Raw genomic sequence first — 25,658 nt, forward strand, 5'->3', positions numbered from 1 at the left:
TTCTGTATAATTACTTTTTAGACATCTTAGCTTCTCTCATTTACAATGATGAGAGAACTTTTTAGTGATTGATATAGAGTTAGGAGACTATTAATGTCCGAAAATATTCGAAAAGATATTCAAGGTAAAATACAAAATGGTAATTTTAATTGTGAAAAGGAATTGACGCTTTCTATTATTAGTGGGAAGTGGAAAGTTGTGATATTGTGGCACTTAGGTGTGGAAGGGCCACATCGTTTTAGTGAATTGCAACGACTATTCCCGAGTATTTCTCATAAAGTTTTGTCGAACCAATTAAAAGAGTTAATGGAGGATGGGATTGTTGATCGAACAGTATATCCAGAAATTCCTCCGCGTGTTGAGTATTATATGACGGAACTAGGCATGTCGCTTTTACCGATCGTTGAAATGATGTATGATTGGGGAAAAATGCGAATGGAACAAATTCGTAACACGTTATAAAAGTAAAGGACCCTCCGGAGCGCGGAGGTTTTCTTTTTAGAAAGGTAGGAGTTATATTTGGTACAAGCTGCATATATTCATATTCCATTTTGTCAGCATATTTGTCACTATTGTGATTTTAATAAAGTATTTATTGAACGCCAACCGGTTGATCAATACTTACAATATTTAGAGAAAGAAATAATAAATACGGTTCAAAAAGTACCGTTTGAAAGTATGAAAACGATTTTTGTTGGTGGAGGAACGCCGACAGCATTAAATATGGAACAGACAAAAAAACTACTTGATATCATTAATCGTCGTTTGCGACCATTTGCTCCGAATTGTGAATTAACTTTTGAAGCGAATCCAGGCGACTTACCGAAAGAGAAGTTGAACTTATTGTTAGAAGGTGGCGTGAACAGAATTAGTTTTGGTGTACAAACGTTTCGTGATGAACTGCTTGAGAAAATTGGGCGCAAGCATACGAGGGAAGATGCGTTTGTAGCAATTCGAGAAGCGCAGGAAGTGGGCTTTACAAATATTAATATAGATATTATCTATGCTTTGCCAGGACAGACGTTAGAAGATGTAAAAGAAACATTAGATATTGCCTTCACACTTGGTGTACAACATTTCTCAGCATATTCATTAATTGTGGAACCGAAGACTGTATTTTATAACTTAATGAATAAAGGGAAGTTGAGACTTCCGGGTGAAGACCATGAAGCGAAAATGTATGAAATGGTAATGGATGAAATGGAGAAACATGGTTATAGCCAGTATGAAATTAGCAACTTCTCAAAAGGTGATAATGAAAGTAGACATAATCTCACATACTGGAATAATGAAGAGTATTATGGATTTGGAGCTGGAGCGCATAGTTATGTAAATGGGGAACGTATCCAAAATGTAGGGCCGCTCAAGCAATATTTCACGAAAATTGATGAAACAGGATTTCCGTATTTAGATGTTCACGCAGTGACGGAGAAAGAAAGAATGGAAGAAGAGTTGTTCTTAGGGCTTCGAAAAACAAAAGGTGTGTCTAAAATAGCGTTCCAAAAGAAATTCAATATGGAGATGGATCAAGTTTTCGCGAAGCAGTTACAAAGCAATCAAGAACGAGGATTGCTTGAAGAGAGAGATGAATATGTGCGTTTAACACGAAAAGGAAAATTATTGGGTAATGAAGTGTTCCAGTCATTTTTGATTGACTAATTAAATGTTCCATTAACGTGAAAAATTTTCATTATTTCGTGACGTTTCCGTTGACAATTGAATGTCAATTTTGGTAAGTTATTAATAGATTTAGCACTCGAAGACAAAGAGTGCTAACAGAGGTGATGATGAGATGCTTACGGAACGTCAGCTCTTAATTTTACAAACAATTATTGATGACTTTATTGGATCAGCGCAACCAGTTGGATCGAGGACGTTGGCTAAGAAAGATGAAATTACGTTTAGTTCAGCTACTATTCGAAATGAAATGGCTGATCTAGAGGAACTAGGATTTATTGAAAAAACGCATAGTTCTTCTGGGCGTGTTCCTTCTGAAAAAGGGTATCGTTTTTATGTAGACCATCTTTTAGCCCCGCAAAACTTACCGACTGATGAAATTGTACAAATTAAAGATTTATTTGCTGAAAGAATTTTTGAAGCAGAAAAAATTGCACAACAATCAGCTCAAATTTTATCAGAGCTTACGAATTATACGGCCATTGTTCTTGGGCCTAAGTTAAGCACAAATAAACTTAAAAACGTACAAATTGTACCGCTTGATCATCAAACAGCAGTCGCTATTATTGTAACAGATACAGGGCATGTACAAAGTAAAACGATTACCGTTCCGGAATCTGTTGATTTATCAGATTTAGAAAAAATGGTTAATATTTTAAATGAAAAGCTATCTGGTATACCTATGGCAGAACTTCATAATAAAATCTTTAAAGAGATTGTTACAGTCTTGCGTGGGTATGTTCATAATTACGATAGCGCAATAAAAATGTTAGATGGTACATTTCAAGTTCCTTTATCGGAAAAGATATACTTTGGAGGAAAAGCAAATATGCTTTCGCAGCCAGAGTTCCATGACATTCAAAAAGTAAGATCCTTGCTGACGATGATTGATAACGAAGCTGAGTTTTATGATATTTTGCGGCATAAACAAGTAGGTATTCAAGTGAAAATTGGTAGGGAAAATTCTTCGATAGCTATGGAAGATTGTAGTTTAATTTCTGCAACGTATTCGATTGGAGAAGAGCAACTGGGAACAATTGCGATTTTAGGTCCAACGAGAATGCAATACTCTCGTGTAATTAGTTTGTTGCAGTTATTTACAAGGCAATTTACTGATGGACTTAAAAAATAAATGAGAGTAATACATTCGCTCAAGTGATGAAAATTTCATTGCTGTGTGTAATATATAATGCTTAGGTAATCATGCTAAGCGTGATACCTAATACCTTTTAAGGAGGTGAAAATTGTGGAAGAGCGTAACGAACAAGTGGTAGAAGAAGTGAAAGAAGCGCAAGTTGAAGAAGCTGTCACGCCAGAAAACAGTGAAAAAACTGTAGAAGAAAAAAGTGAGGCTGCTCTTTTACAAGAAAAAGTAGATGAGTTACAAGCGAAACTAACGGAAACGGAAGGTCGCACATTACGTCTACAAGCTGATTTTGAAAATCATAAGCGCCGTGTCCAAATGGATAAACAGGCTGCTGAAAAATATAGAGCACAAAGTTTAGTTTCAGATATTTTGCCAGCTCTTGATAATTTTGAAAGAGCGATGCAAGTGGAAGCAACTGATGAGCAAACGAAATCCTTGTTACAAGGTATGGAAATGGTGCATCGTCAATTGCTAGAAGCATTGACTAAAGAAGGTGTTGAAGTGATTGAATCTGTTGGTAAACAGTTTGATCCTAATGAGCACCAAGCTATTATGCAAGTGGAAGACAGTGAATTTGAATCAAACGCGGTTGTGGAGGAATTCCAAAAAGGTTATAAACTAAAAGACCGTGTGATTCGCCCGTCAATGGTAAAAGTAAATCAATAATTTACATAAAAGTAGGAGGAATCGCCATGAGTAAAATTATCGGTATTGACTTAGGTACAACAAACTCTTGTGTAGCTGTTATGGAAGGTGGAGAACCAAAGGTTATCCCAAATCCAGAAGGAAACCGTACAACACCTTCTGTTGTAGCTTTTAAAAATGAAGAGCGTCAAGTTGGGGAAGTTGCGAAACGTCAAGCAATTACAAACCCAAATACAATTATGTCTGTTAAACGTCATATGGGTACAGACTATAAAGTAGAAGTTGAAGGTAAAGATTATACACCTCAAGAAATTTCTGCAATCATTTTACAAAACTTAAAAGCTTCTGCTGAAGCATACTTAGGTGAAACAGTAACGAAAGCTGTTATTACAGTACCTGCATACTTCAACGATGCAGAGCGCCAAGCAACGAAAGATGCTGGTCGTATCGCTGGTTTAGAAGTTGAGCGTATCATTAACGAACCAACAGCAGCAGCGCTTGCTTACGGTCTAGAAAAACAAGATGAAGAACAAAAAATCTTAGTATATGACTTAGGTGGCGGTACATTTGACGTATCTATCCTTGAGTTAGCAGATGGCACATTCGAAGTTATTTCAACTGCTGGTGACAACCGTCTTGGTGGAGATGACTTTGACCAAGTTATCATCGATCACTTAGTAGCTGAATTCAAAAAAGAAAACAACATTGATTTAAGCCAAGATAAAATGGCACTTCAACGTTTGAAAGATGCAGCTGAAAAAGCGAAAAAAGATCTTTCAGGTGTAACACAAACACAAATTTCATTACCATTCATTAGTGCTGGAGCTGCTGGTCCATTACACTTAGAATTAACGTTAACAAGAGCGAAATTCGAAGAGCTTTCAGCAGGTCTTGTTGAAAGAACTTTAGAGCCAACTCGTCGTGCATTAAAAGACGCTGGTTTTGCTCCAAGCGAATTAGATAAAGTTATCCTTGTTGGTGGATCTACTCGTATCCCAGCTGTACAAGAAGCTATTAAACGTGAAACTGGTAAAGAGCCATACAAAGGCGTAAACCCTGATGAAGTTGTAGCATTAGGTGCTGCAGTTCAAGGTGGCGTACTTACTGGTGATGTAGAAGGCGTACTATTATTAGACGTAACTCCACTTTCTTTAGGTATCGAAACTATGGGTGGTGTGTTCACGAAATTAATCGAGCGTAACACTACAATTCCAACAAGTAAATCACAAGTATTCTCAACAGCTGCTGATAACCAACCAGCGGTAGACATTCACGTGCTACAAGGTGAGCGTCCAATGTCAGCTGATAACAAAACACTAGGTCGTTTCCAATTAACAGACCTTCCGCCAGCACCACGTGGTATCCCACAAATCGAAGTAACATTCGATATCGATGCGAACGGTATTGTTAACGTACGTGCGAAAGACTTAGGAACAAGCAAAGAGCAAGCTATTACAATCCAATCTTCTTCAGGTCTTTCTGATGATGAAGTAAATCGTATGGTACAAGAAGCAGAAGCAAATGCTGACGCTGACCAAAAACGTAAGGAAGAAGTTGAACTTCGTAACGAAGCTGACCAACTTGTATTCCAAACAGACAAAGTTGTAAAAGATTTAGAAGGTAAAGTAGATGCAGCTGAAGTAGCGAAAGCAACGGAAGCGAAAGAAGCATTACAAGCGGCAATCGAGAAAAACGAACTTGAAGAAATCCGTGTGAAAAAAGATGCTCTTCAAGAAATCGTACAACAATTAACTGTTAAATTATATGAGCAAGCTCAAGCGGCTGCAGGGCAAGCGGAAGGTGCACAAGGAGCACAAGACGCTGGCGCGAAAAAAGACAATGTAGTTGACGCTGAGTTTGAAGAAGTAAAAGAAGACAAGTAATACAGTGAAATAAAATAAGTAAGATGACAAAAAGTCAAAGTCAAGCGTGCCTTGGCTTTGGCTTTTTTCACGAATAAGAAGAAATGTGTAAGGATCTTAAGTTTTTTGTTTTGCATACTGTAAGTGAGGAAACTTTGTTGCAAAGGACTTTCTTTCGGTGTTAAAATTACGTTTATGTGAAAGATTCGGGGGTTGCAAATTTATGAGTAAACGAGACTATTATGAGGTCCTTGGACTTAGCAAGGGCGCTTCTAAAGATGAAATAAAAAAAGCGTATCGTCGTTTGGCTAAAAAGTACCATCCAGACGTAAGTAAAGAAGAAAATGCAATTGAAAAGTTTAAAGAAGTACAAGAAGCATACGAAGTATTAAGCGATGATCAAAAGCGTGCGCAGTACGATCAATTTGGTCATGCTGGTGCAAATCAAGGATTTGGCGGCGGAGGAGACTTCGGTGGTGGATTCGGCTTTGAAGATATCTTTAGTTCATTCTTTGGCGGCGGTGGCGGCAGACGTCGTGATCCAAATGCTCCGCGCCAAGGTGCTGACTTACAATACCAAGTTACTTTAGAGTTTGAAGAAGCTATTTTTGGTAAAGAGTTAAATATTGAGATTCCAGTAGAAGATCCATGTGATACTTGTAAAGGTAGCGGAGCAAAACCAGGAACGTCAAAAGAAACATGTAAACATTGTTCAGGATCAGGGCAAGTAAGTGTAGAACAAAATACACCATTTGGGCGTATTGTAAACCGTCAAGCTTGTGGGCATTGTTCAGGAACAGGTCAAATGATTAAAGAGAAATGTACGACATGCCATGGTTCTGGTAAAGTTCGTAAAAACAAAAAAATCAATGTTAAAATTCCAGCGGGTATCGATAATGGTCAACAAATTCGTGTATCTGGAAAAGGTGAAGCAGGCGTAAATGGCGGGCCGGCAGGTGACTTATATGTTGTTATTCATGTGAGAAATCATGAATTCTTTGAGCGCGAAGGTGATCACATTATTTGCGAAATGCCATTAACATTTGCGAAAATGGCACTTGGTGCGGAAGTAGAAGTTCCTACCGTTCATGGCAAAGTGAAGTTGAAAATTCCAGCAGGAACACAAACAGGAACAGAATTCCGCTTAAAAGGAAAAGGTGCTCCGAACGTACGTGGATATGGTCAAGGAGATCAATATGTAGTCGTTCGTGTTGTTGTGCCGACGAAATTAACTTCACATCAAAAAGATTTATTGCGTGAATTTGCAGGGCAAGAAGAGCAGGATGATAGCTTATTTGGAAAGCTTAAACGTGCTTTCAAAGGGGAATAATGGAAATAAAAAATGGAGTTGGTAAATTGTGAAATGGTCAGAAATTAGTATTCATACAACAGAAGAAGCAGTAGAAGCTGTCTCTCATATTTTGCATGAAGCAGGCGCTAGTGGGGTTGCGATTGAGGACCCAGCGGAGTTGACGAAAGAGCGCGAGCAACAATACGGCGAGATTTATGCACTTAACCCAGATGAATATCCAAGTGAGGGCGTTTTAGTAAAAGCATATTTCCCACAAACGGATTCTTTACACGAAACGGTTGCAGGTGTAAAATCATCTATTGATGCACTACCATCTTTCGACATCGAAATTGGTACAGGAAATATTACAATTAATGAAGTCGATGAGGAAGATTGGGCTACTGCTTGGAAGAAGTATTATCATCCAGTTCAAATTTCTGATACATTCACAATTGTGCCGACGTGGGAAGAGTATACACCGTCTTCTCCAGATGAAAAAATTATTGAATTAGATCCAGGTATGGCGTTTGGTACAGGGACACATCCAACAACAACGATGTGTATTCGTGCGTTAGAAAAAACGGTTCAGCCAGGTGATACTGTGATTGATGTGGGGACAGGTTCGGGAGTACTTAGTATTGCTGCAGCAAAATTAGGTGCGGCTTCTGTTCAAGCGTATGATTTAGACCCAGTTGCAGTTGAAAGTGCAGAAATGAATGTGCGCTTAAATAAAACAGATGACATTGTCAATGTTGGACAGAATAGTCTATTAGAAGGTATTGAAGGTCCAGTTGATTTAATCGTAGCAAATTTACTAGCGGAAATTATTCTTCTATTCCCTGAAGATGCAGCGAGAGTTGTGAAACCAGGTGGATTATTTATTACATCTGGTATTATTGGGGCGAAAGAAAAAGTAATTTCTGAAGCGTTAGAAAAAGCTGGATTTACAATTGAAGAAGTGCTTCGAATGGAAGATTGGGTAGCAATTATTGCACGAAATGCGTAATATAGATTTTAGTCTATAAAGAACAGGGGGAGTCTCTCACCGTATAAGGTGAGGGACTTGCCGTTTGTTATATGAAAATGATAACGTTTCGTTCTTTTCGTAAGTGTTTGACTTACGAAAGGAACGAAACTCTACTAAGGTGATTATATGCAACGTTATTTTGTAGAAGAGAAATATGTAAATGAGACAAGTATTCGCATAATGGGTGATGATGTCCATCACATCGCAAGAGTGATGCGTATGTCAGCTGGTGACCACATTTATTGCTGTGTAAATGGTAAAACAGCAGAGTGTTCAATTGCTGAAATTACCAGTGAATTTGTGGATACCACTATTGTAGAATGGGTAGAGGCATCAAGCGAACTTCCTGTGTTCGTGACGATTGCAAGTGGACTGCCGAAAGGAGACAAGCTAGAGTTAATTTTTCAAAAAGGAACTGAGCTTGGGGCAGCTGCATTTTTACCATTTCAAGCATCTCGATCTATTGTAAAGTGGGATGCGAAAAAAGCAGATAAAAAAGTTGAGCGTTTGAAAAAAATTGTAAAAGAAGCTGCGGAACAATCGCATAGAAGTGAAATTCCAGAAGTACACGTTCCCTCATCATTTAAACAACTGCTGTCGATGAGTAGCGAGTATGATGTATGTCTTGTTGCGTATGAAGAAGAAGCGAAACAAGGTGAGAAATCTAATTTTGCGAAAGCTTTATCGACGATTAAACCAGGACAAAAGCTGCTGATTGTATTTGGACCAGAAGGTGGTTTAGCGGAGGAAGAGATTACCGCACTTCGTGAACATAAATTTGTACCATGTAGTTTAGGACCAAGAATTTTAAGAACAGAAACGGCTCCGCTTTATGCGTTAAGTGCCGCTTCTTATCATTTTGAATTGATGGGGTGATAATCAATGGCAACTGTTGCGTTCCACACGTTAGGTTGTAAAGTAAACCACTATGAAACAGAAGCGATTTGGCAATTGTTTAAACAAGGTGGTTATGAAAGAACTGAATATGAAAAAAAATCTGATGTATATGTTATTAACACATGTACAGTAACAAATACTGGAGATAAAAAAAGCCGTCAAGTAATTAGACGTGCTGTACGTCAAAATCCAGATGCGGTAATTTGTGTAACTGGATGTTATGCACAAACATCTCCAGCAGAAATTATGGCAATTCCAGGTGTAGATATTGTTGTTGGTACGCAAGATCGTGAGAAGATGTTAGGATACATCGAAGAATTCCGTAAAGAGCGTCAACCAATTAATGCTGTCCGCAATATTATGAAAACACGTGTATATGAAGAGCTGGATGTTCCATATTTCACGGACCGTACACGTGCATCTTTAAAAATACAAGAAGGTTGCAATAACTTCTGTACATTTTGCATCATTCCTTGGGCGCGTGGTTTAATGCGTTCTCGTGATGGAAAAGAAGTTATTAAACAAGCGCAGCAATTAGTAGATGCGGGCTATAAAGAAATCGTATTAACAGGTATTCATACAGGTGGGTACGGTGAAGATATAAAAGAGTATAACTTAGCTGGATTACTGCGCGATATGGAAGCGGAAGTAGGCGGATTGAAACGTCTTCGTATTTCTTCTATTGAGGCGAGTCAAATTTCTGATGAAGTAATTGAAGTGTTAGATAAATCAGAAGTAGTTGTACGTCACTTGCATATTCCATTACAGTCAGGATCTAATACTGTATTGAAACGTATGCGCCGTAAGTATACGATGGAATTTTTCCAAGAGCGTTTAGATCGTTTGAAAGAAGCGTTACCAGGTCTTGCGATTACATCAGACGTAATTGTTGGATTCCCAGGTGAAACAGAAGAAGAATTCATGGAAACGTACAATTTCATTAAAGAGAATCGTTTCTCTGAATTACACGTTTTCCCTTATTCAAAACGTACAGGTACACCAGCAGCACGTATGGAAGATCAAGTTCCTGAAGATGTGAAGAATGATCGTGTTCATCGTCTAATTGAGCTATCTAATCAATTAGCGAAAGAGTATGCTTCTGGATTTGAAGGTGAAGTACTTGAAATCATTCCGGAAGAGACATTTAAAGATGGTGACCGTGAAGGTTTATATGTAGGTTATACAGATAACTACTTAAAAATTGTGTTTGAAGGATCTGAAGAATTGATTGGTAAGCTAGTAAAAGTGAAAATTACAAAAGCTGGTTATCCATATAACGAAGCCCAGTTTGTTCGTGTTCTTGAAGATGATGTAAAAAAAGAATCAGCAAGCGCATAATAAAAAGCATGCAAACGACAAGGGTTTGCATGCTTTTTTCGTTCGTGGAGAAGTTAAGTATTGAAAAAAGAAGAGCATCAATTCTTCTTTTATTCTGCCAAATAGTTGACCTGAAGTGATAAAATGTATTATAATCGTAAAAGACATGCTGAAGAAGTGTTTCTTTTTGCATGCTGAAGTTAGTATGTAAGTGTGATGTTTCGGAGGGAGGGAAAGAGAATGTCAAAAACAGTCGTTCGTAAAAACGAGTCTTTGGAGGATGCACTTCGCCGTTTTAAAAGATCGGTTTCTAAAACTGGTACACTTGCTGAAGCAAGAAAGCGCGAGTTTTATGAAAAGCCAAGTGTAAAACGTAAGAAGAAATCTGAAGCGGCAAGAAAGCGTAAGTTCTAAGAGAGGGTGTAAGTTATGAGTCTTCTCGGTCGTTTAAACGATGATATGAAACAAGCGATGAAGAATAAACAAAAAGAAAAATTAACCGTTATTCGTATGGTTAAGGCTGCTTTACAAAATGAAGGTATTAAACTGCAACATACTCTTACTGAAGAAGAGGAATTAACAGTTTTAGCTCGTGAAGTAAAACAGTATAAGGACTCCCTCCTTGAATTTAAAAAAGCTGGTCGTGAAGACCTTGTTGATAAACTGCAAAGTGAAATTCAGATTTTAAGCGCATATTTGCCGGAGCAATTAACAGAAGAAGAACTAGCGGATATAATTAAGCAAGTTATTTCTGAAGTTGGTGCTACATCTAAAGCAGATATGGGTAAAGTGATGACTGCTGTTATGCCGAAAGTCAAAGGTAAAACAGACGGATCACTAGTGAATAAGCTGGTTATACAGCTATTAGCATAAAAAAGCGTCTCATTTCGTATGAGACGTTTTTTTATGCTTTTTTCAGTTTGGACGTGATATTACAAGCTCTTTTTTCATACATATGGGATGAGAGGGGGTCTTTTGAGATGAAAAAATTAGAACAAATGAAGAATTGGTTAACGAAGCAAATAGACCTACCAGTGGATGTGCTAATGGATCTACCTCGGATCACGCTTGTTGGGCAAGTACATATCTATATAGAAAATCATCGAGGATTATTAGTGTTTTCAGATAAAGAGGTAAGATTGCTATTGAAACATGGTCAATTATTAATTAAAGGTCAATCCTTTGTTATTAAAACAATCCTTCCAGAAGAACTGTTGCTTGAAGGGATTATTGAACAAGTGACGTTTTTAGAAAATGAAAAGAAAGAGGAGTGAGGAGAAACTTCCGTTTGTGAAGTTTTTCTTCGTTACCTTGTATTAACAGGTGATAACGTTCTGGCCTCAATATTCGGTTCGTACAAAGAGGATAGGTGGGAATTGAGTTCCACGTAAAAAACCTGGCTCGTGAAGGTTAATAATTAGTGAGGATCAAGGAATCTGCTAATTAAAATTTTAGTACGAGCTAGTTTGATAATCGAATTGAAAAGTAGTGTATCTACTTTTAGAAAGGTAGTGGAGATAGTCGATGAAAAATAAATGGTTTATAAAATGGCTTGGGTATGTAAAGGTGCGAATTGAAGGTAGAGGAGCGGAACGCTTTGTTAACGAGTGTGTGCGGAGGAAATTACTAGTTTGGGATGTAAAGAAGATAGCTGATGAAACGTTAGTTTTTTGTATGTTATTACGAGATGTGAAAAAGATAAAACCAATTTATAGAAAAAATGAATGTAAATTATATTTTATTGGACGTTACGGTTTTCCGTTTTGGAATAAGCGTTTAATTAAAAATAGTGGATTTTTAATTGGGTTTTTAATATTTTTTTTCGGAATGATCGCATTGTCAAATATGGTGTGGAAAATTGAAATTACAGGAGCAAAACCTGAAACGGAATATATCTTGATGAAAGAATTGGACAAAATGGGTATAAAAAAAGGGAAATTACAGTTCCAAATGCCGAATGTAGAAGATGTTCAACGTCATTTGACAGACAATATTAATGCGATTACTTGGGCGGGATTAGAAATAAGAGGGACAACATATCATTTTAAGATTGTCGAAAAAAATGAACCGAAAAAAGAAAGTGAACAACAGCCACAAAACTTAGTAGCAAAAAAAGAAGGGATTATTACAAAGACATTTGTGGAAGTTGGGAAGCCTGTTGTCATGAAAAATGACCATGTAGAAAAGGGGCAACTTCTCGTATCGGGGATGTATGGTAATGAGGAGAATCCGACAATTGTTTCGGCTAAAGGGATTGTATATGGAGAAACGTGGTACAAATCTGAGGTGGATGTTCCGTTAAAGACGCAATTTCAAGTGTATACTGGTAATTCGTATAATGAATATTTTCTTAAATTTGGGAGTGCTAAAATAAAAATATGGGGATTTCAACATGATAAGTATAAACGCTCTCGTACTGAAAGTGTAAAACATGATGTGAAATTATTTGGATTTACATTACCAGTTGCATATGAAAAAAATATTGTACGAGAAGAGGAAGAAGCGAACCGAGAATATACCGAAAAACAGGCAATGAAAGTAGCGAAAGAGATGGCAGAAAAAGAACTGAAGAAAAAATTGGATGAACATGCTATGATTGTAAGTGATAACATTTTGAGTAAAGAGGTTGAGGCGGATCACCTAAAGGTCACATTACATTATACAGTGATTGAAAATATTGCAGAGCCACAACCAATATCTGAATCCGATATTCAAGGAGACTGAGTAATGGCAGAACAATTAGTAGAAATGAACCAACAATTGGAAAATCCCAACGAGGCAATCGCTCTTTTTGGGGTAAATGATGCTCATTTAAAAGTAATTGAACGAGAACTTAGTGTATCGATTGTGACTAGAGGAGAATCTGTTCGGGTATCTGGGGCAGATGAAACTGTGGTGCTCGTAGAAAAAATCTTACAACAGTTACTTGTTGTTATCCGTAAAGGTGTATCAATTTCGGAAAGAGATGTTGCGTATGCGATTCAGCTTGGGCAACAAGGGAAAATTGCTCAATTCGAAGAGTTATATGAAGAGGAAATTTTTAAAACGGCAAAAGGTAAATCCATTCGTGTGAAAACGATGGGGCAAAGACGATATATCCATGCAATGAAAAAGAATGATATTGTATTTGGGATAGGTCCTGCTGGGACAGGAAAAACATACTTAGCCGTAGTAATGGCTGTGAGAGCCTTAAAGCAAGGGTATGTAAAGAAAATTATTTTAACAAGACCTGCTGTAGAAGCTGGAGAGAGCTTAGGGTTTTTACCAGGTGATTTGAAAGAAAAAGTAGATCCGTATTTACGTCCACTATATGATGCGTTACATGATATTCTTGGACAAGAATATACACAACGTATGATGGAGCGTGGTGTAATTGAAATTGCACCTCTTGCTTATATGAGAGGGCGTACTCTGGATGATTCATTTGTTATATTAGATGAGGCGCAAAATACAACTGGTGCTCAAATAAAAATGTTTTTAACACGATTAGGTTTTAGTTCTAAAATGGTTATTACGGGGGATCCTTCACAGGTAGACTTGCCAAAAGGGGTAAAGTCAGGTCTTTCTATTGCTGCTAATATTTTATCTGGTGTATCAGGTCTTTCGTTCATTACATTGGAACAAACGGACGTTGTGAGACACCCGTTAGTGCAACGTATTATTGAGGCATATGATAAAATGGAATGATCCTATTTGTCAGGATCATTTCTTTTTGTATGATAAGGTTGGCGAATGACATATTTTTTACTATCATTAAAGACGAGGGAAATAAACTATAGGTGATGGTCTATAAAAATATGGCCCCAAAAAGCATCGTTGGCTGGAAGAAATGAAAGCTATAAATAGTTTCACTTTATTTCTGGAGAGGAGAAGGTATTGAAATCATGTCAAGATCTCAAGAAATTTCTAAGTGGTTTCGTAATTTACAACATTCGAAAAAACTAAGTTGGATTTCTTACGTTTTATTAGGAGCAGTACTGTTTTTTGCACTTATGAATAATGTAAAACCAGAGCAATTAGATGTTGAAACATACTCTATTGCTAAAAAAACAATCCACTCTCCTATTAAAATTGAAGATAAAGTTACAACGGAAAAAAAGAAAAAAGAAGCTGCTACCAAAGTTGAAGATCAGTATACATATAGAAGTGAGCTTAAACAAAATAAAGTGGATATTGTTAATGATGTTTTTGCAAAGGTAGATGAAGTGGTGCAAGAGATTAAAGCTGTTGGACCAGATGAGCAAAAAAAGATTACCGATGCTGATAAAGTGGACAAGTTGAAAAAGAAACTACCTGTCGATTTAACAAAAGATTTATCGGATTCAAACTTACTAAACTTGATTAACGCGGATTCAAGCCAATTGGTATTAGCAAAAGATGCAGCAGTCACAGCCGTTAATAGTATAATGGCTATGCATATTAAAATGGACGAATTGAAGGACGCTAAAGAGCGGTATGTAAGTGAGATGAATAATGTTAATGTCGATAGTGGTTTAAAAGAAGCTATTAAGGCACTAGGGAAATATGCAATTTCAGCAAATTATTTTTATGATCCGACTTTAACAAAAGAGAAGAGAAAAGCAGAGGAAGATTTAGTGCCGCCTGTTTATATCCTTCAAGGGCAAGTTCTTGTGAGAGAAGGAGAAACGATTTCAAGTGATATGTATAATCAGTTGAAATTAGTTGGGTTGCTAGAGAAAGGTAATAGCTTCCAACCTTATGTTGGTTTGGCGGTGCTCATTTGTGTGTTGCTATACTTTATGCATAAGCAGTTTGAAGTATTTTTACAGCGAAAAAGAGAAGATAGGCCGTATGTTTTAGCATACATCACAATTCTGTCTATCACGATTGTTTTAATGAAAATCATTAGTTTATTCCAAAAGCTTGAATATGCAGGAATTGCGTATGTTGTTCCGGTCGCGATGGGGACAATACTTGTGAAATTAATGATTGGTGACCGATTTGTATTTTTAACAAGTATGATTTTTTCTGTTTGCGGAAGTATTATGTTTAATGAAGGTGTAACGAGTACACTGAATTATAGTGTAGGGATTTATGTTTTGTTAAGTTCATTATCGGTTAGCATATTCTTGAGAGAAAAAAATCGTCGTACGATGATTTTGCAAGCTGGTATACTCGTTTCCGTATTAAATGTAGTCGTATTGGCGGCATTGCTACTATTACGAAATGGGAACTTTTCACCTCTTGAAATTGGTACGCAATTATTAATGGCAGCAGTTTCGGGGATTATCTCTTCTGTTCTAGCTATGGGGATTTTACCGTATTTAGAAAGTGGGCTCGGAATTGTATCGAGTATGAAATTAATGGAACTTTCAAGTCCGAATCACCCGCTCCTGCGTAAAATCTTATTAGAAGCACCGGGTACGTATCACCATAGTGTAATGGTAGCGAATCTTTCTGAAGCTGCTTGTGAAGCAGTTGGAGCAAATGGAGTATTAGCGCGTGTAGGGGCGTATTATCATGATGTAGGGAAAACAGTACAACCGCAGTTTTTTATTGAAAACCAGATGGGGATTGAAAACCCGCATGATAGATTAGACCCTGTAACGAGCAAAGATATTATAATTGCTCATGTAACCGATGGGGTGAGGATGTTAGAAGAACACCATATACCTCAAGAAATTATCGATATTGCTGGACAGCATCATGGTACAACGTTACTTAAATATTTTTACTATAAGGCGATTAAAGAAGATAAAGAGAAATATACTGAGGGAATGTTCCGCTATCCAGGATCAAAAGCAACTTCTAAAGAATCGGCGATCGTTGGTATTTCTGATAGTGTAGAAGCGGCGGTACGTTCGATGAACCATCCAACACCAGATCAGATTAATAATTTAGTGCAAAGTATTATTAAAGATCGCCTGCAAGATGGTCAATTTAGTGAATGTGATTTGACATTTAAGGAACTGCAAATCGTTGGAAAAACGTTATGTGAAACGTTAAATGGTATTTTCCATTCCCGTATTACATATCCGGAACCGCCGGAAGAAAAGGAGAAAGAATGAGTTTATTAATTGATTTTATTGATGAAACAGAAGAAGTGAAAGATGAATATATAAGTTTGATTCGAGGTTTAGTAGAGAAAGCAGCCCAAATGGAGAACATAGAAGAAGGCGCAGAATTATCGGTTACATTTGTAGATAATGAACGTATTCGTGAAATAAACCGTGATTACCGAGATAAGGATCAGCCTACGGATGTTATTTCTTTCGCCATGGAAGAAATGGGAGAAGGCGAAATGGAAATTGTCGGTGCGGAGATGCCGCGTATGTTAGGAGATCTTATTATTTCTATTCCAAGAGCAAAAGAACAAGCTGAAGAATATGGACATTCTTTTGATCGTGAACTTGGCTTTTTAGCGTTACATGGCTTTTTACATTTACTTGGTTATGATCACATGACAGAAGAAGATGAAAAAGAAATGTTTGGAAGACAAAAAGAAATTTTAGAGGCATTTGGATTAGGACGATGAAAAAAGGAAAACTTTTAAATAGTTTTGGATATGCTATAGCTGGTATATACTTTTGTCTTCGTTATGAACGAAATATGAAAATTCATTATTTAGCCGCAGTCATTGTTATATGCTGCGGCTTTTATTTCCATATTACAAAAATAGAATGGATTGTATTACTTATTGTGATAGGGAGTGTAATGAGTTTAGAGATGGTGAATACGGCTATTGAAAAAACCGTAGACTTAGCCACCACCGATATTCATCCGTTTGCAAAAATCGCAAAGGATGTTGCAGCGGGGGCAGTTTTATTGTTCGCAATTATAGCTGCTGTAATTGGTGCTATTATCTTTTTACCGTATATGGTATAGTTGCATTCCGAAGCTTTTATTAAGCTTTGGGAGCGCCGTGAAGGCCTTTAATGAAAGAGTGTATCTATTCACATCTGTGAACGGAAAGGATGCGGGAATATGAATAGCAAACAATTAATTCAAGAAGCAACCGAAGCGCGTAAACGAGCGTACGTACCATATTCTAAATTTCAAGTAGGTGCAGCTTTACTAACTCAGGATGGAAAAATATATCGTGGATGTAATGTTGAAAATGCATCATATGGTTTATGTAACTGTGCAGAAAGAACAGCGTTATTTAAGGCGATTTCTGAAGGAGATAACGAGTTTGTAGCTATTGCAGTCGTAGCGGATACAAAGCGTCCAGTACCTCCTTGTGGAGCATGTCGACAAGTTATGGTAGAATTATGTAAACAGGATACGAAAGTATACCTATCAAACTTACATGGTGATGTTCAAGAGACAACAGTCGGAGAATTGTTACCAGGAGCATTTTTAGCGGAGGATTTACATGAATAGAAAAGGTTATAAATCAGGTTTTGTCTCTATTATTGGCAGACCGAATGTTGGGAAATCTACATTTTTAAATCGTATTATCGGCCAGAAAATTGCCATTATGAGTGATAAGCCACAAACAACTCGTAATAAAATTCAAGGTGTATATACAGAAAATGATTCACAAGTAGTATTCATTGATACACCAGGAATACATAAACCTAAACATAAACTAGGCGATTTCATGGTGAAGATGGCTCAAACGACATTAAAAGAAGTTGATATTGTTCTGTTTATGGTCAATGCAACTGAAGGATATGGTCGTGGTGAGGAATTTATTATTGAGAAATTACAAGAAACGAAACAACCGGTATTTTTAGTAATTAATAAAATTGACCAAGTTCATCCAGAGCAATTGCTGGAGTTGATTGATCAATATCGTAAATTATATGAGTTCGCGGAGATTGTGCCAATTTCTGCATTGGACGGTAATAACGTTGAAGCGTTAATCGGAGCAATTAAAAAGTATTTACCAGAAGGACCACAATACTACCCGGATAATCAAGTAACGGATCATCCAGAGCGATTTATTATTTCAGAGCTTATTCGTGAAAAAGTATTACACTTAACACGCGAAGAAGTACCGCACTCTGTAGCGGTTGTTATTGATGCGATTCAGAAGCGCGAGGGCGGTGCAGTTTATATAAACGCAACGATTGTTGTTGAACGTGCATCACAAAAAGGAATTATTATAGGTAAGCAAGGGAAGATGTTAAAAGAAGTCGGGAAACGAGCTCGTTTTGATATTGAAGCACTACTTGGCTCTAAAGTATTTTTAGAAGTATGGGTAAAAGTGCAAAAAGATTGGCGTAATAAAATGTCTCAGCTTCGTGACCTTGGTTTCCGCGAAGACGAGTACTAAAATAGAGTAAAGCTGTAATCAGTGGGTGTACTATTCGTCCGCTGATTATTGGTTTTTATGAACTTTGATAAATTAGGAAAAATTTTTCTCACATGAAAATGGACAAAATGGGTCAATTTAATAACAACAAAGGAAATTGGTTTATAGGCTACGCTTATTGAGAAAGGTGGATTCTTATGCTAGATTTTACCTGGAAGTTTTTCTCCAAAACAGGAAGCATTGAAACGTATTTGCTTTTGAAAGAAATGGAAAAAGACGTGAACGATGAGATGGATCAACATGAAGAAGAGTTAGCGCATCTAGACTCTCCAATTTCTTGACCCGTTTTGTTCAAACCTTGGATGGTGACGAACATGTTTCAAAAAGTTGAGGGCATTGTTATCCGTACAACAGATTACGGAGAAACAAATAAGATTGTTACAATATACTCACGGGAATTTGGTAAGGTAAGTGCAATGGCAAGAGGGGCGAAAAAGCCGAAGAGTCGGTTAGCAGCTATTTCGCAGCTTATGACACATGGTCATTTTCTTATTCAAATGGGTTCTGGACTTGGAACTTTGCAACAAGGCGAGATTATTTCATCTATGAAAGAAATTCGCGAGGATATATTTTTAACTGCTTATGCATCATTTATTATTGAATTAACTGATAAAGCAACAGAAGATAAGAAGCATAATCCGTATTTATTTGAAATGTTATATCAAACGTTGCATTATATGTGTGAGGGTGTTGATCCGGAAGTATTATCATTAATTTATCAAACGAAAATGCTTCCGGTATTAGGGATGCGCCCGTACTTTGATACATGTGCTATTTGTCATCAAGAAACAGATTTTGTCGCCTTCTCTGTCAGGGAAGGCGGTTTTCTGTGCTCGCGTCATGCGGAGCAAGATCCGTATCGTATTCCGGTGGGAGAGGCTGTTCATAAATTATTACGTCTCTTTTTTCACTTCGATCTACACCGGCTCGGTAATGTATCGGTGAAGGATAGCACAAAAAAACAAATGCGCACAGTATTGAATACATATTACGATGAATATTGTGGGATTTATTTGAAAACAAGGCGTTTTTTGGAACAACTTGATAAGTTTCAAATATAAAAAGGGCCGTATAAGGTCCTTTTTACATACTTTCTTTTTCGAATAGCATATTTAGTATATAATATTTAAGAGATAGTATAACTTTTTTCGTTGTGCATTAAAGGTGGTGATTATCATAGAGCTGAATAAACGGCAAGAACATATCATTCAGATTGTAAAAGATCACGGTCCTATTACAGGGGAGTCAATTGCTGCGCAATTGGGTTTAACACGTGCAACGCTAAGACCAGACTTAGCAATTTTAACGATGGCTGGTTATTTAGAAGCGCGTCCACGCGTAGGTTATTTTTATACGGGTAAAACTGGGGGACAGCTATTATCTGAAGCTGTTAAGAAAATTAAAGTGCAAGATTATCAATCTAGACCGGCTGTAATTGATAAAAATGTATCAGTATACGATGCAATCTGTACTATGTTTCTAGAGGACGTTGGTACATTATTTGTTGTAGATCAATCTACTTTATTAGTTGGCGTTGTATCTCGTAAAGATTTATTACGAGCTAGCTTAGGAAAGCAGGATTTAACCTCTCTTCCGGTTAATATTATCATGACAAGGATGCCAAACATTGCGATGTGTCGCAGGGAGGATTCTTTATATGATATTGCGATGGAATTAATAGAAAGACAGATTGATGCGATGCCGGTTGTGAAGGATACGAAACAAGGTTTAGAAGTGATTGGACGAATTACAAAAACAAATATTACGCGTGCGTTTGTAAATTTAGTAAATAACGAATAAGTGTAATTTGTTTAAAGTGAGGTAATGTAATGGATAATAAAATCGTATATGTCGTATCTGACTCTGTAGGAGAAACGGCTGATTTGGTTGTTAGAGCGGCAATGGGACAGTTCCCATTCGCTCCTGATATTAGACGTGTACCGTATGTAGAAGATACAGGGACATTAAAAGAAGTAATCTCGATTGCCAAGAGCAATCAAGCGCTTATTTGTTTTACGTTAGTAAAGCCTGATATGCGTCAATATTTATTGACAGAAGCGGCAAAAGAAGGAGTAGAGGCATACGATATTATCGGACCTCTTATCGATCAAATTGAAGAAATTACAGGGCAAGTACCAAGGTATGAGCCAGGTGTCGTTCGAAGATTAGATGAAGAGTACTTTAAGAAAATTGAAGCGATTGAATTTGCAGTTAAGTATGATGATGGTAGAGATGCACGTGGTATTTTAAAAGCTGATATCGTGTTGATTGGAATTTCACGTACATCAAAAACGCCACTTTCACAATATTTAGCGCATAACAAACGTTTGAAAGTTGCCAATGTACCACTTGTACCAGAAGTGGATCCGCCTGAGGAATTATATCAAGTGGCAAAAGAGAAATGTTTCGGTTTGAAAATTATACCGGATAAGTTAAATCATATTCGAAAAGAACGATTGAAATCACTTGGATTAAGTGATGGAGCAACATATGCAAATATTAATCGTATTAAAGAAGAAATTGATCATTTTGAGGAAGTAATTAGTAAAATAAATTGTCAAGTGATTGATGTATCAAATAAGGCGATTGAAGAAACAGCAAATATTATTGTGAATGCAGTGCAAAACCAAAAAATGTTTTAGCACATTTACCAAAGGTGAATGTGCTTTTTTCGCTCGTGAGAAGGCGGTAGAGGAAGAGACGAAGTAGAGCATGAACTTTCAGCTTAGTAATAGAATATAGCGGAATGGTTATACTTATATTCTTCTGTTTTTTAATTATGCTAAAGGAACGATTTTGTTATCTTTAAATGTAAAATGAAAATTAAAGGGATATGTAGCGTAGTTGAAGAAAATATATTATAATAAAAAATTGTGATAAAAACCTATATTTTACGTTTAGACTTTAATTTTTCAGAATAAACTAGGGATAGGATTTTCGAAAAAGACATGTATTTACGTTAAATCGACAAAATCTAGACAAGAAAACGCACATTATGGAAGGATTCACAGAAGGGATGTAGAATACAGAAATATGCAAAACATCAGTAAGATACTAGTTGATGCAGATGCGTGTCCCGTGAAGAATGCAATTGTGCAAGTTGGAACAAAATTTTATGTCGAAATTTTGTTTGTCGCATCCTATGCTCATCGTTCAAGAAAACAGCAAGGTAATTGGGTCTATGTAGATTCTGAGCAAGATGAAGTTGACTTTTATATTTATCAACATGCAAAAGCTACAGATCTCATGATCATACAGGATAAGGTGCTTGCTAGTCTTCTTGTGAAAAAGGAGTATATGTATTGTCTCCAAGAGATACATTTGTAACAGATGAGCAAATGGATACAATTTTATATAGTAGTATGTATCTGCGGATTTACGCAGACTGGGGACTTATACGAAAGGTCCAAAAACGTTTACACAATGTGATCGACAGTACTTTCTAACAAATTTAGAAAAAATATTGTCGAATTATAAAGGAATCTTTTAATTTATATCGAATACAAAATACGACACGGAGATGGAGTTATGGGGAACAGAATTCCAGAAGAAGTTGTTGAACAGATTCGGACATCATCTGATATTGTAGAAGTGATTGGTGAGTATGTTCAACTTAGAAAGCAGGGGCGTAACTATTTCGGCCTTTGTCCATTTCATGGTGAGAATTCTCCTTCATTCTCTGTTTCATCTGATAAGCAAATTTTTCATTGCTTCGGATGTGGAGAAGGTGGAAATGTCTTTTCTTTTCTTATGAAAATGGAAGGACTTGCTTTCACCGAGGCTGTTCAAAAGCTTGGCGAAAGAAATGGAATTACAGTTGCAGAATATACATCAGGGCAAGGACAACAACAAGAAGATATATCTGATGACACTGTCATCATGCAACAGGCTCATGAACTTTTGAAAAAGTATTATCATCATTTATTAGTAAATACAGAAGAAGGAAATGAAGCACTTTCATATTTATTAAAACGTGGTATTACAAAAGAGATGATTGAGAAATTTGAAATTGGTTATGCATCACCAACTTGGGATGCAGCAACGAAAATTTTACAAAAAAGAGGTTTGTCGCTAACCAGTATGGAACAAGCTGGCCTTCTTGTAAGAAGTGAGAAGGATGGCAGTCATTATGACCGCTTCCGCGGAAGAGTTATGTTTCCGATTTATACTTTACAAGGTAAGGTGATAGCGTTTAGTGGAAGGGCGTTAGGAGAGGATACTCCGAAATATTTAAATAGTCCTGAAACACCGATTTTTTACAAAAGTAAGCTGTTGTATAATTTCCACCAAGCAAGGCCGTTTATTAGAAAACGTGGGCAAGTTGTCCTTTTTGAAGGTTATGCCGATGTACTAGCCGCGGTGAAAAGTGGTGTGGAAGAAGCTGTTGCGACAATGGGAACGGCCTTAACTGAGGAACAAGCGAAACTTTTGCGACGTAACGTTGAAACTGTTGTTCTTTGCTATGATGGTGATAAAGCAGGGCGAGAAGCGACGATGAAAGCAGGGCAATTACTATTGCAAGTTGGTTGCCAAGTGAAAGTTACACCCTTGCCAGATAAGCTTGACCCTGATGAATATGTGCAACAATATGGAACGACCGCTTTTGAAAATCTTGTGAAATCAAGTATAAGTTTTGTTGGTTTCAAAATAAATTATTTGCGTTTAGGAAAAAATTTGCAAGATGAGTCTGGCAAAGAAGAATATGTAAAAAGTGTTTTAAAAGAGTTATCATTGCTACAGGATGCGATGCAGGCGGAATCATATTTAAAATCATTATCGCAAGAATTTTCGTATTCAATGGAAACACTTTTGAATCAATTGCACCAATATCGCAAAGAACAAAAGGTACAGCAAAAACAAGTAAAGCAGGTTTCTAAGCCATCTCAAATTGTTCAAACGAAACCGAAGTTGACAGGTTTTGAAAGGGCAGAAAGAGAAATTATTTATCATATGTTGCAAAGTGCAGAAGTGACAGTACGTATGGAACCTCATATAGAAGATTTTTATACAGAAGAACATAAAGGGATTTTATATGAACTATACGCATATTATGAAAAGGGAAATGAACCTTCAGTCGGAACATTTTTAAGTTGGCTCTCTGATGAAAAGTTGAAAAATATTATCACTGATATTTCGACGGATGAATTTATTAATCCAGAGTACACAGAAGAAGCGTTACAAGGTCATTTGGAGGCGTTAAGGCGCCATAAAGAGAAACTTGAAAAGATGGAAATTATCTTTAAAGTAAAACAAATGGAAAAAACAGATCCTGTAGAGGCTGCTAAATATTATGTAGCATATTTACAAAGTCAAAAAGCGAGAAAATAGCTTTTTTGATAAAATTTTAGTATAATGAATGTTTGTATCTCGCGTAAGGAGGGGAACAGATGGCTGACAAACCAGCTCGTTCTAAACAAATTGAAACTGAAATGACCCTTGAGCAAGTGAAAGAACAACTCACTGAGCTCGGAAAAAAACGTGGCGTTCTTACATATGAAGAGATTGCAGAACGCATGAATGGATTTGAAATTGAATCCGATCAAATGGATGAATACTATGAATATTTAGGTGAACAAGGGATTGACTTAGTTGGTGACAATGACAACGACGAAGGTCCTAATAATCGTCAAATTACAAAAACGGAAGAAGAATTCGACCTCAATGATTTAAGTGTACCACCAGGTGTGAAAATCAATGATCCTGTTCGTATGTACTTAAAAGAGATTGGCCGTGTAGACTTACTATCTGCTGAAGAAGAAATTCGTCTTGCAACGCGTATTGAAGAAGGCGATGAAGAAGCGAAACGTCGTCTTGCAGAAGCAAACTTACGTCTTGTAGTAAGTATTGCAAAGCGCTATGTGGGCCGTGGTATGCTTTTCTTAGACTTAATCCAAGAAGGGAACATGGGTCTAATTAAAGCGGTTGAAAAGTTCGATTATCGCAAAGGTTTCAAATTTAGTACGTATGCAACTTGGTGGATTCGCCAAGCGATTACACGTGCAATTGCAGACCAAGCGCGAACAATTCGTATTCCAGTTCATATGGTTGAAACGATTAATAAGTTAATTCGTGTACAACGTCAATTATTACAAGATTTAGGACGCGAACCATCTCCTGAAGAGATTGGTGAAGAAATGGATCTTGCTCCAGAAAAAGTACGTGAAATCTTAAAAATTGCACAGGAGCCAGTTTCTCTTGAAACACCGATTGGTGAAGAAGATGACTCCCATTTAGGTGACTTTATTGAAGACCAAGAAGCAACATCGCCTGCGGACCATGCAGCGTATGAATTGCTAAAAGAACAATTAGAAGATGTGTTAGATACACTAACAGATCGTGAAGAAAATGTTCTACGTCTTCGTTTCGGTTTAGATGATGGACGAACTCGTACGCTTGAAGAAGTTGGGAAAGTATTCGGCGTAACGAGAGAACGTATCCGTCAAATTGAAGCAAAAGCACTTCGCAAATTAAGACATCCAAGCCGTAGTAAGCGTCTTAAGGATTTCTTAGAATAGGTTCTTTTTAAGTTTACTTCACCTTTGTGAAGTAAACTTTTTTATTTTGTTAATTTTTGTTAAAATTTAGCTATCGGCAACGATTACAATTTCTTGTAATTTATTTTACAGAATTGTCTTTTGATTTGCAAATGCTCATTTTTCGATTTTTCGATTAATTTTGTTTATTGTATACAAAATAATATGTAGAAAAGCGAAAAATATGATGAAAAACGTTAATAATTATCGAAATAATAAGCGATATAACAATAAAAAACAATAAACTGAATTTATGGAATATTTTCAACAAGTCGTAGTTTTCTCTTTTCTGATAGAGTGTTTTCAAGTACAATGTAAATGACTGAATCATCTAACTATTTAGGGGTATAGAGGGGGGAGAAGAGATATGAAACGTAATCCGCTGATTCCGTTCGCTCTTATTGCAGCATTAGGTATTATCGTTATGTTTGTATTTTCATTTCAGGGGCTAAATAAATCTAAAGAGTTAGCTGATGCAAAAAATGGCGGGAAGCCAGTGCAAACAGCATCAAAGCCAGAGGATATTGTGAAGCAAAGCTGTACGAGCTGTCATGGTGATCAGTTACAAGGAGCGGTAGGACCTAACTTACAAAAAGTTGGTGGGAAACTTTCAAAGGATGAAATTAAAGAAATTCTTTCGAAAGGAAAAGGAAATATGCCTGCCAATATCGTTCCAGCTGATCAAGCCGCTAAAGTAGCTGATTGGTTATCGAAGAAAAAATAAAATGAAACTTTAATCAGTGGGGGGTTCATCCTCCCACTGATTATTAGTTGAACTAATCGGGCATTTACGGGCAGCCCGACCCCCATCTAACTTTTTTGCTTTCGCTGAATTTTGAGGTGGGGGTCTTACTACCCGGCAAATAGCGGGATAAAGTTTTGTATTACAAGCCTTTTGCTTTTGTGCAAAAGGCTTGTTTTTCTATACTTTCTAAAATACGATTAGTAATAGAGAATTGAAGTGTTGTTATGGGCTTGCAA

28 protein-coding genes are annotated in these 25,658 nt (G+C 36.9%); all 28 read left to right on the forward strand.

From position 1 onward, the window contains the following. Positions 1-93: 93 nt before the first annotated feature. The 28 genes from KI356_RS03850 to cccA all read left to right on the forward strand — a co-directional run bounded on the left by KI356_RS03850 (position 94) and on the right by cccA (position 25,401). Entirely contained in the window at positions 94-462 is a 369-nt protein-coding gene (locus KI356_RS03850; RefSeq protein WP_002122602.1) for a winged helix-turn-helix transcriptional regulator, read from the forward strand. Between the two features lie 57 nt (positions 463-519). Beyond that, the gene (hemW, locus tag KI356_RS03855; RefSeq protein ID WP_128280910.1) at positions 520-1,659 is read left to right on the forward strand and encodes a radical SAM family heme chaperone HemW; all 1,140 of its coding nucleotides are present in this window, start codon (positions 520-522) and stop codon (positions 1,657-1,659) included. Between the two features lie 133 nt (positions 1,660-1,792). Beyond that, on the forward strand, positions 1,793-2,809 hold the full coding sequence (gene hrcA, locus KI356_RS03860; protein WP_128280911.1) for a heat-inducible transcriptional repressor HrcA: 1,017 nt from the start codon (positions 1,793-1,795) through the stop codon (positions 2,807-2,809). Between the two features lie 114 nt (positions 2,810-2,923). Then, on the forward strand, positions 2,924-3,490 hold the full coding sequence (gene grpE, locus KI356_RS03865) for a nucleotide exchange factor GrpE (RefSeq protein ID WP_002122597.1): 567 nt from the start codon (positions 2,924-2,926) through the stop codon (positions 3,488-3,490). A 26-nt stretch (positions 3,491-3,516) separates the two neighbouring features. Next, positions 3,517-5,352, forward strand: coding sequence for a chaperone protein DnaK (dnaK, locus tag KI356_RS03870; protein ID WP_002122595.1), 1,836 nt, complete (start codon positions 3,517-3,519; stop codon positions 5,350-5,352). A 202-nt stretch (positions 5,353-5,554) separates the two neighbouring features. Then, positions 5,555-6,661: a molecular chaperone DnaJ gene (gene dnaJ / locus KI356_RS03875; RefSeq protein ID WP_088060032.1), complete on the forward strand. Its 1,107-nt coding sequence runs from the start codon at positions 5,555-5,557 to the stop codon at positions 6,659-6,661. Positions 6,662-6,689: 28 nt separating this feature from the next. After that, entirely contained in the window at positions 6,690-7,628 is a 939-nt protein-coding gene (gene prmA / locus KI356_RS03880; protein ID WP_002145700.1) for a 50S ribosomal protein L11 methyltransferase, read from the forward strand. A 147-nt stretch (positions 7,629-7,775) separates the two neighbouring features. After that, positions 7,776-8,525, forward strand: coding sequence for a 16S rRNA (uracil(1498)-N(3))-methyltransferase (locus KI356_RS03885; protein ID WP_002111902.1), 750 nt, complete (start codon positions 7,776-7,778; stop codon positions 8,523-8,525). Between the two features lie 6 nt (positions 8,526-8,531). Next, positions 8,532-9,884 (forward strand): tRNA (N(6)-L-threonylcarbamoyladenosine(37)-C(2))-methylthiotransferase MtaB, encoded by a 1,353-nt coding sequence (gene mtaB, locus KI356_RS03890; protein WP_212934830.1) that lies wholly within the window; start codon positions 8,532-8,534, stop codon positions 9,882-9,884. A 219-nt stretch (positions 9,885-10,103) separates the two neighbouring features. Next, positions 10,104-10,277 carry a 30S ribosomal protein S21 gene (rpsU, locus tag KI356_RS03895; RefSeq protein WP_000048061.1) on the forward strand — a complete coding sequence of 58 codons (174 nt, stop codon included), beginning with the start codon at positions 10,104-10,106 and terminating at the stop codon, positions 10,275-10,277. Between the two features lie 15 nt (positions 10,278-10,292). Then, positions 10,293-10,736, forward strand: coding sequence for a GatB/YqeY domain-containing protein (locus tag KI356_RS03900; RefSeq protein WP_000054578.1), 444 nt, complete (start codon positions 10,293-10,295; stop codon positions 10,734-10,736). 107 nt (positions 10,737-10,843) lie between these two features. Next, positions 10,844-11,137 (forward strand): sporulation protein YqfC, encoded by a 294-nt coding sequence (gene yqfC / locus KI356_RS03905; RefSeq protein ID WP_002088680.1) that lies wholly within the window; start codon positions 10,844-10,846, stop codon positions 11,135-11,137. A 250-nt stretch (positions 11,138-11,387) separates the two neighbouring features. Beyond that, positions 11,388-12,587, forward strand: coding sequence for a sporulation protein YqfD (gene yqfD, locus KI356_RS03910; protein ID WP_128280914.1), 1,200 nt, complete (start codon positions 11,388-11,390; stop codon positions 12,585-12,587). Positions 12,588-12,590: 3 nt separating this feature from the next. Continuing rightward, the gene (locus KI356_RS03915; protein WP_128280915.1) at positions 12,591-13,550 is read left to right on the forward strand and encodes a PhoH family protein; all 960 of its coding nucleotides are present in this window, start codon (positions 12,591-12,593) and stop codon (positions 13,548-13,550) included. Positions 13,551-13,747: 197 nt separating this feature from the next. Then, a complete protein-coding gene (locus KI356_RS03920; protein ID WP_212934831.1) occupies positions 13,748-15,892 on the forward strand; it encodes an HD family phosphohydrolase in 2,145 nt (714 codons plus the stop codon). Continuing rightward, positions 15,889-16,359: an rRNA maturation RNase YbeY gene (gene ybeY / locus KI356_RS03925; RefSeq protein WP_002088675.1), complete on the forward strand. Its 471-nt coding sequence runs from the start codon at positions 15,889-15,891 to the stop codon at positions 16,357-16,359. Before KI356_RS03920 ends, ybeY begins: the two co-directional genes overlap by 4 nt. Continuing rightward, complete coding sequence (locus tag KI356_RS03930) at positions 16,356-16,709, forward strand: diacylglycerol kinase family protein (RefSeq protein ID WP_212934832.1); 354 nt, start codon at positions 16,356-16,358, stop codon at positions 16,707-16,709. The genes ybeY and KI356_RS03930 overlap by 4 nt, the downstream gene beginning before the upstream one ends. Before the next feature lie 99 nt (positions 16,710-16,808). After that, complete coding sequence (locus KI356_RS03935) at positions 16,809-17,207, forward strand: cytidine deaminase (protein ID WP_002111886.1); 399 nt, start codon at positions 16,809-16,811, stop codon at positions 17,205-17,207. Further along, entirely contained in the window at positions 17,200-18,105 is a 906-nt protein-coding gene (era, locus tag KI356_RS03940) for a GTPase Era (protein ID WP_002122584.1), read from the forward strand. The genes KI356_RS03935 and era overlap by 8 nt, the downstream gene beginning before the upstream one ends. A gap of 176 nt (positions 18,106-18,281) precedes the next feature. Next, positions 18,282-18,425, forward strand: a complete 144-nt coding sequence (locus tag KI356_RS03945; RefSeq protein ID WP_000883924.1) for a YqzL family protein — start codon at positions 18,282-18,284, stop codon at positions 18,423-18,425. Between the two features lie 33 nt (positions 18,426-18,458). Continuing rightward, a complete protein-coding gene (recO, locus tag KI356_RS03950; RefSeq protein ID WP_002129136.1) occupies positions 18,459-19,205 on the forward strand; it encodes a DNA repair protein RecO in 747 nt (248 codons plus the stop codon). A 106-nt stretch (positions 19,206-19,311) separates the two neighbouring features. After that, complete coding sequence (gene ccpN, locus KI356_RS03955; RefSeq protein ID WP_000583755.1) at positions 19,312-19,944, forward strand: transcriptional regulator CcpN; 633 nt, start codon at positions 19,312-19,314, stop codon at positions 19,942-19,944. 29 nt (positions 19,945-19,973) lie between these two features. Next, a complete protein-coding gene (locus tag KI356_RS03960) occupies positions 19,974-20,786 on the forward strand; it encodes a pyruvate, water dikinase regulatory protein (RefSeq protein ID WP_128280919.1) in 813 nt (270 codons plus the stop codon). Positions 20,787-21,177: 391 nt separating this feature from the next. Then, entirely contained in the window at positions 21,178-21,471 is a 294-nt protein-coding gene (locus KI356_RS28385) for a DUF188 domain-containing protein (protein ID WP_128280920.1), read from the forward strand. Positions 21,472-21,529: 58 nt separating this feature from the next. Further along, the gene (locus KI356_RS28390; RefSeq protein WP_128281307.1) at positions 21,530-21,634 is read left to right on the forward strand and encodes a hypothetical protein; all 105 of its coding nucleotides are present in this window, start codon (positions 21,530-21,532) and stop codon (positions 21,632-21,634) included. Positions 21,635-21,672: 38 nt separating this feature from the next. Then, positions 21,673-23,472 (forward strand): DNA primase, encoded by a 1,800-nt coding sequence (dnaG, locus tag KI356_RS03970; protein WP_212934833.1) that lies wholly within the window; start codon positions 21,673-21,675, stop codon positions 23,470-23,472. A 59-nt stretch (positions 23,473-23,531) separates the two neighbouring features. Then, positions 23,532-24,659 (forward strand): RNA polymerase sigma factor RpoD, encoded by a 1,128-nt coding sequence (rpoD, locus tag KI356_RS03975; RefSeq protein ID WP_000764062.1) that lies wholly within the window; start codon positions 23,532-23,534, stop codon positions 24,657-24,659. 385 nt (positions 24,660-25,044) lie between these two features. Beyond that, positions 25,045-25,401 carry a cytochrome c550 gene (cccA, locus tag KI356_RS03980; protein WP_128280922.1) on the forward strand — a complete coding sequence of 119 codons (357 nt, stop codon included), beginning with the start codon at positions 25,045-25,047 and terminating at the stop codon, positions 25,399-25,401. Positions 25,402-25,658 lie beyond the last annotated feature (257 nt).

Source organism: Bacillus hominis, from assembly GCF_018332515.1.
In the GTDB taxonomy this organism is placed as follows: Bacteria; Bacillota; Bacilli; order Bacillales; family Bacillaceae_G; genus Bacillus_A; species Bacillus_A hominis.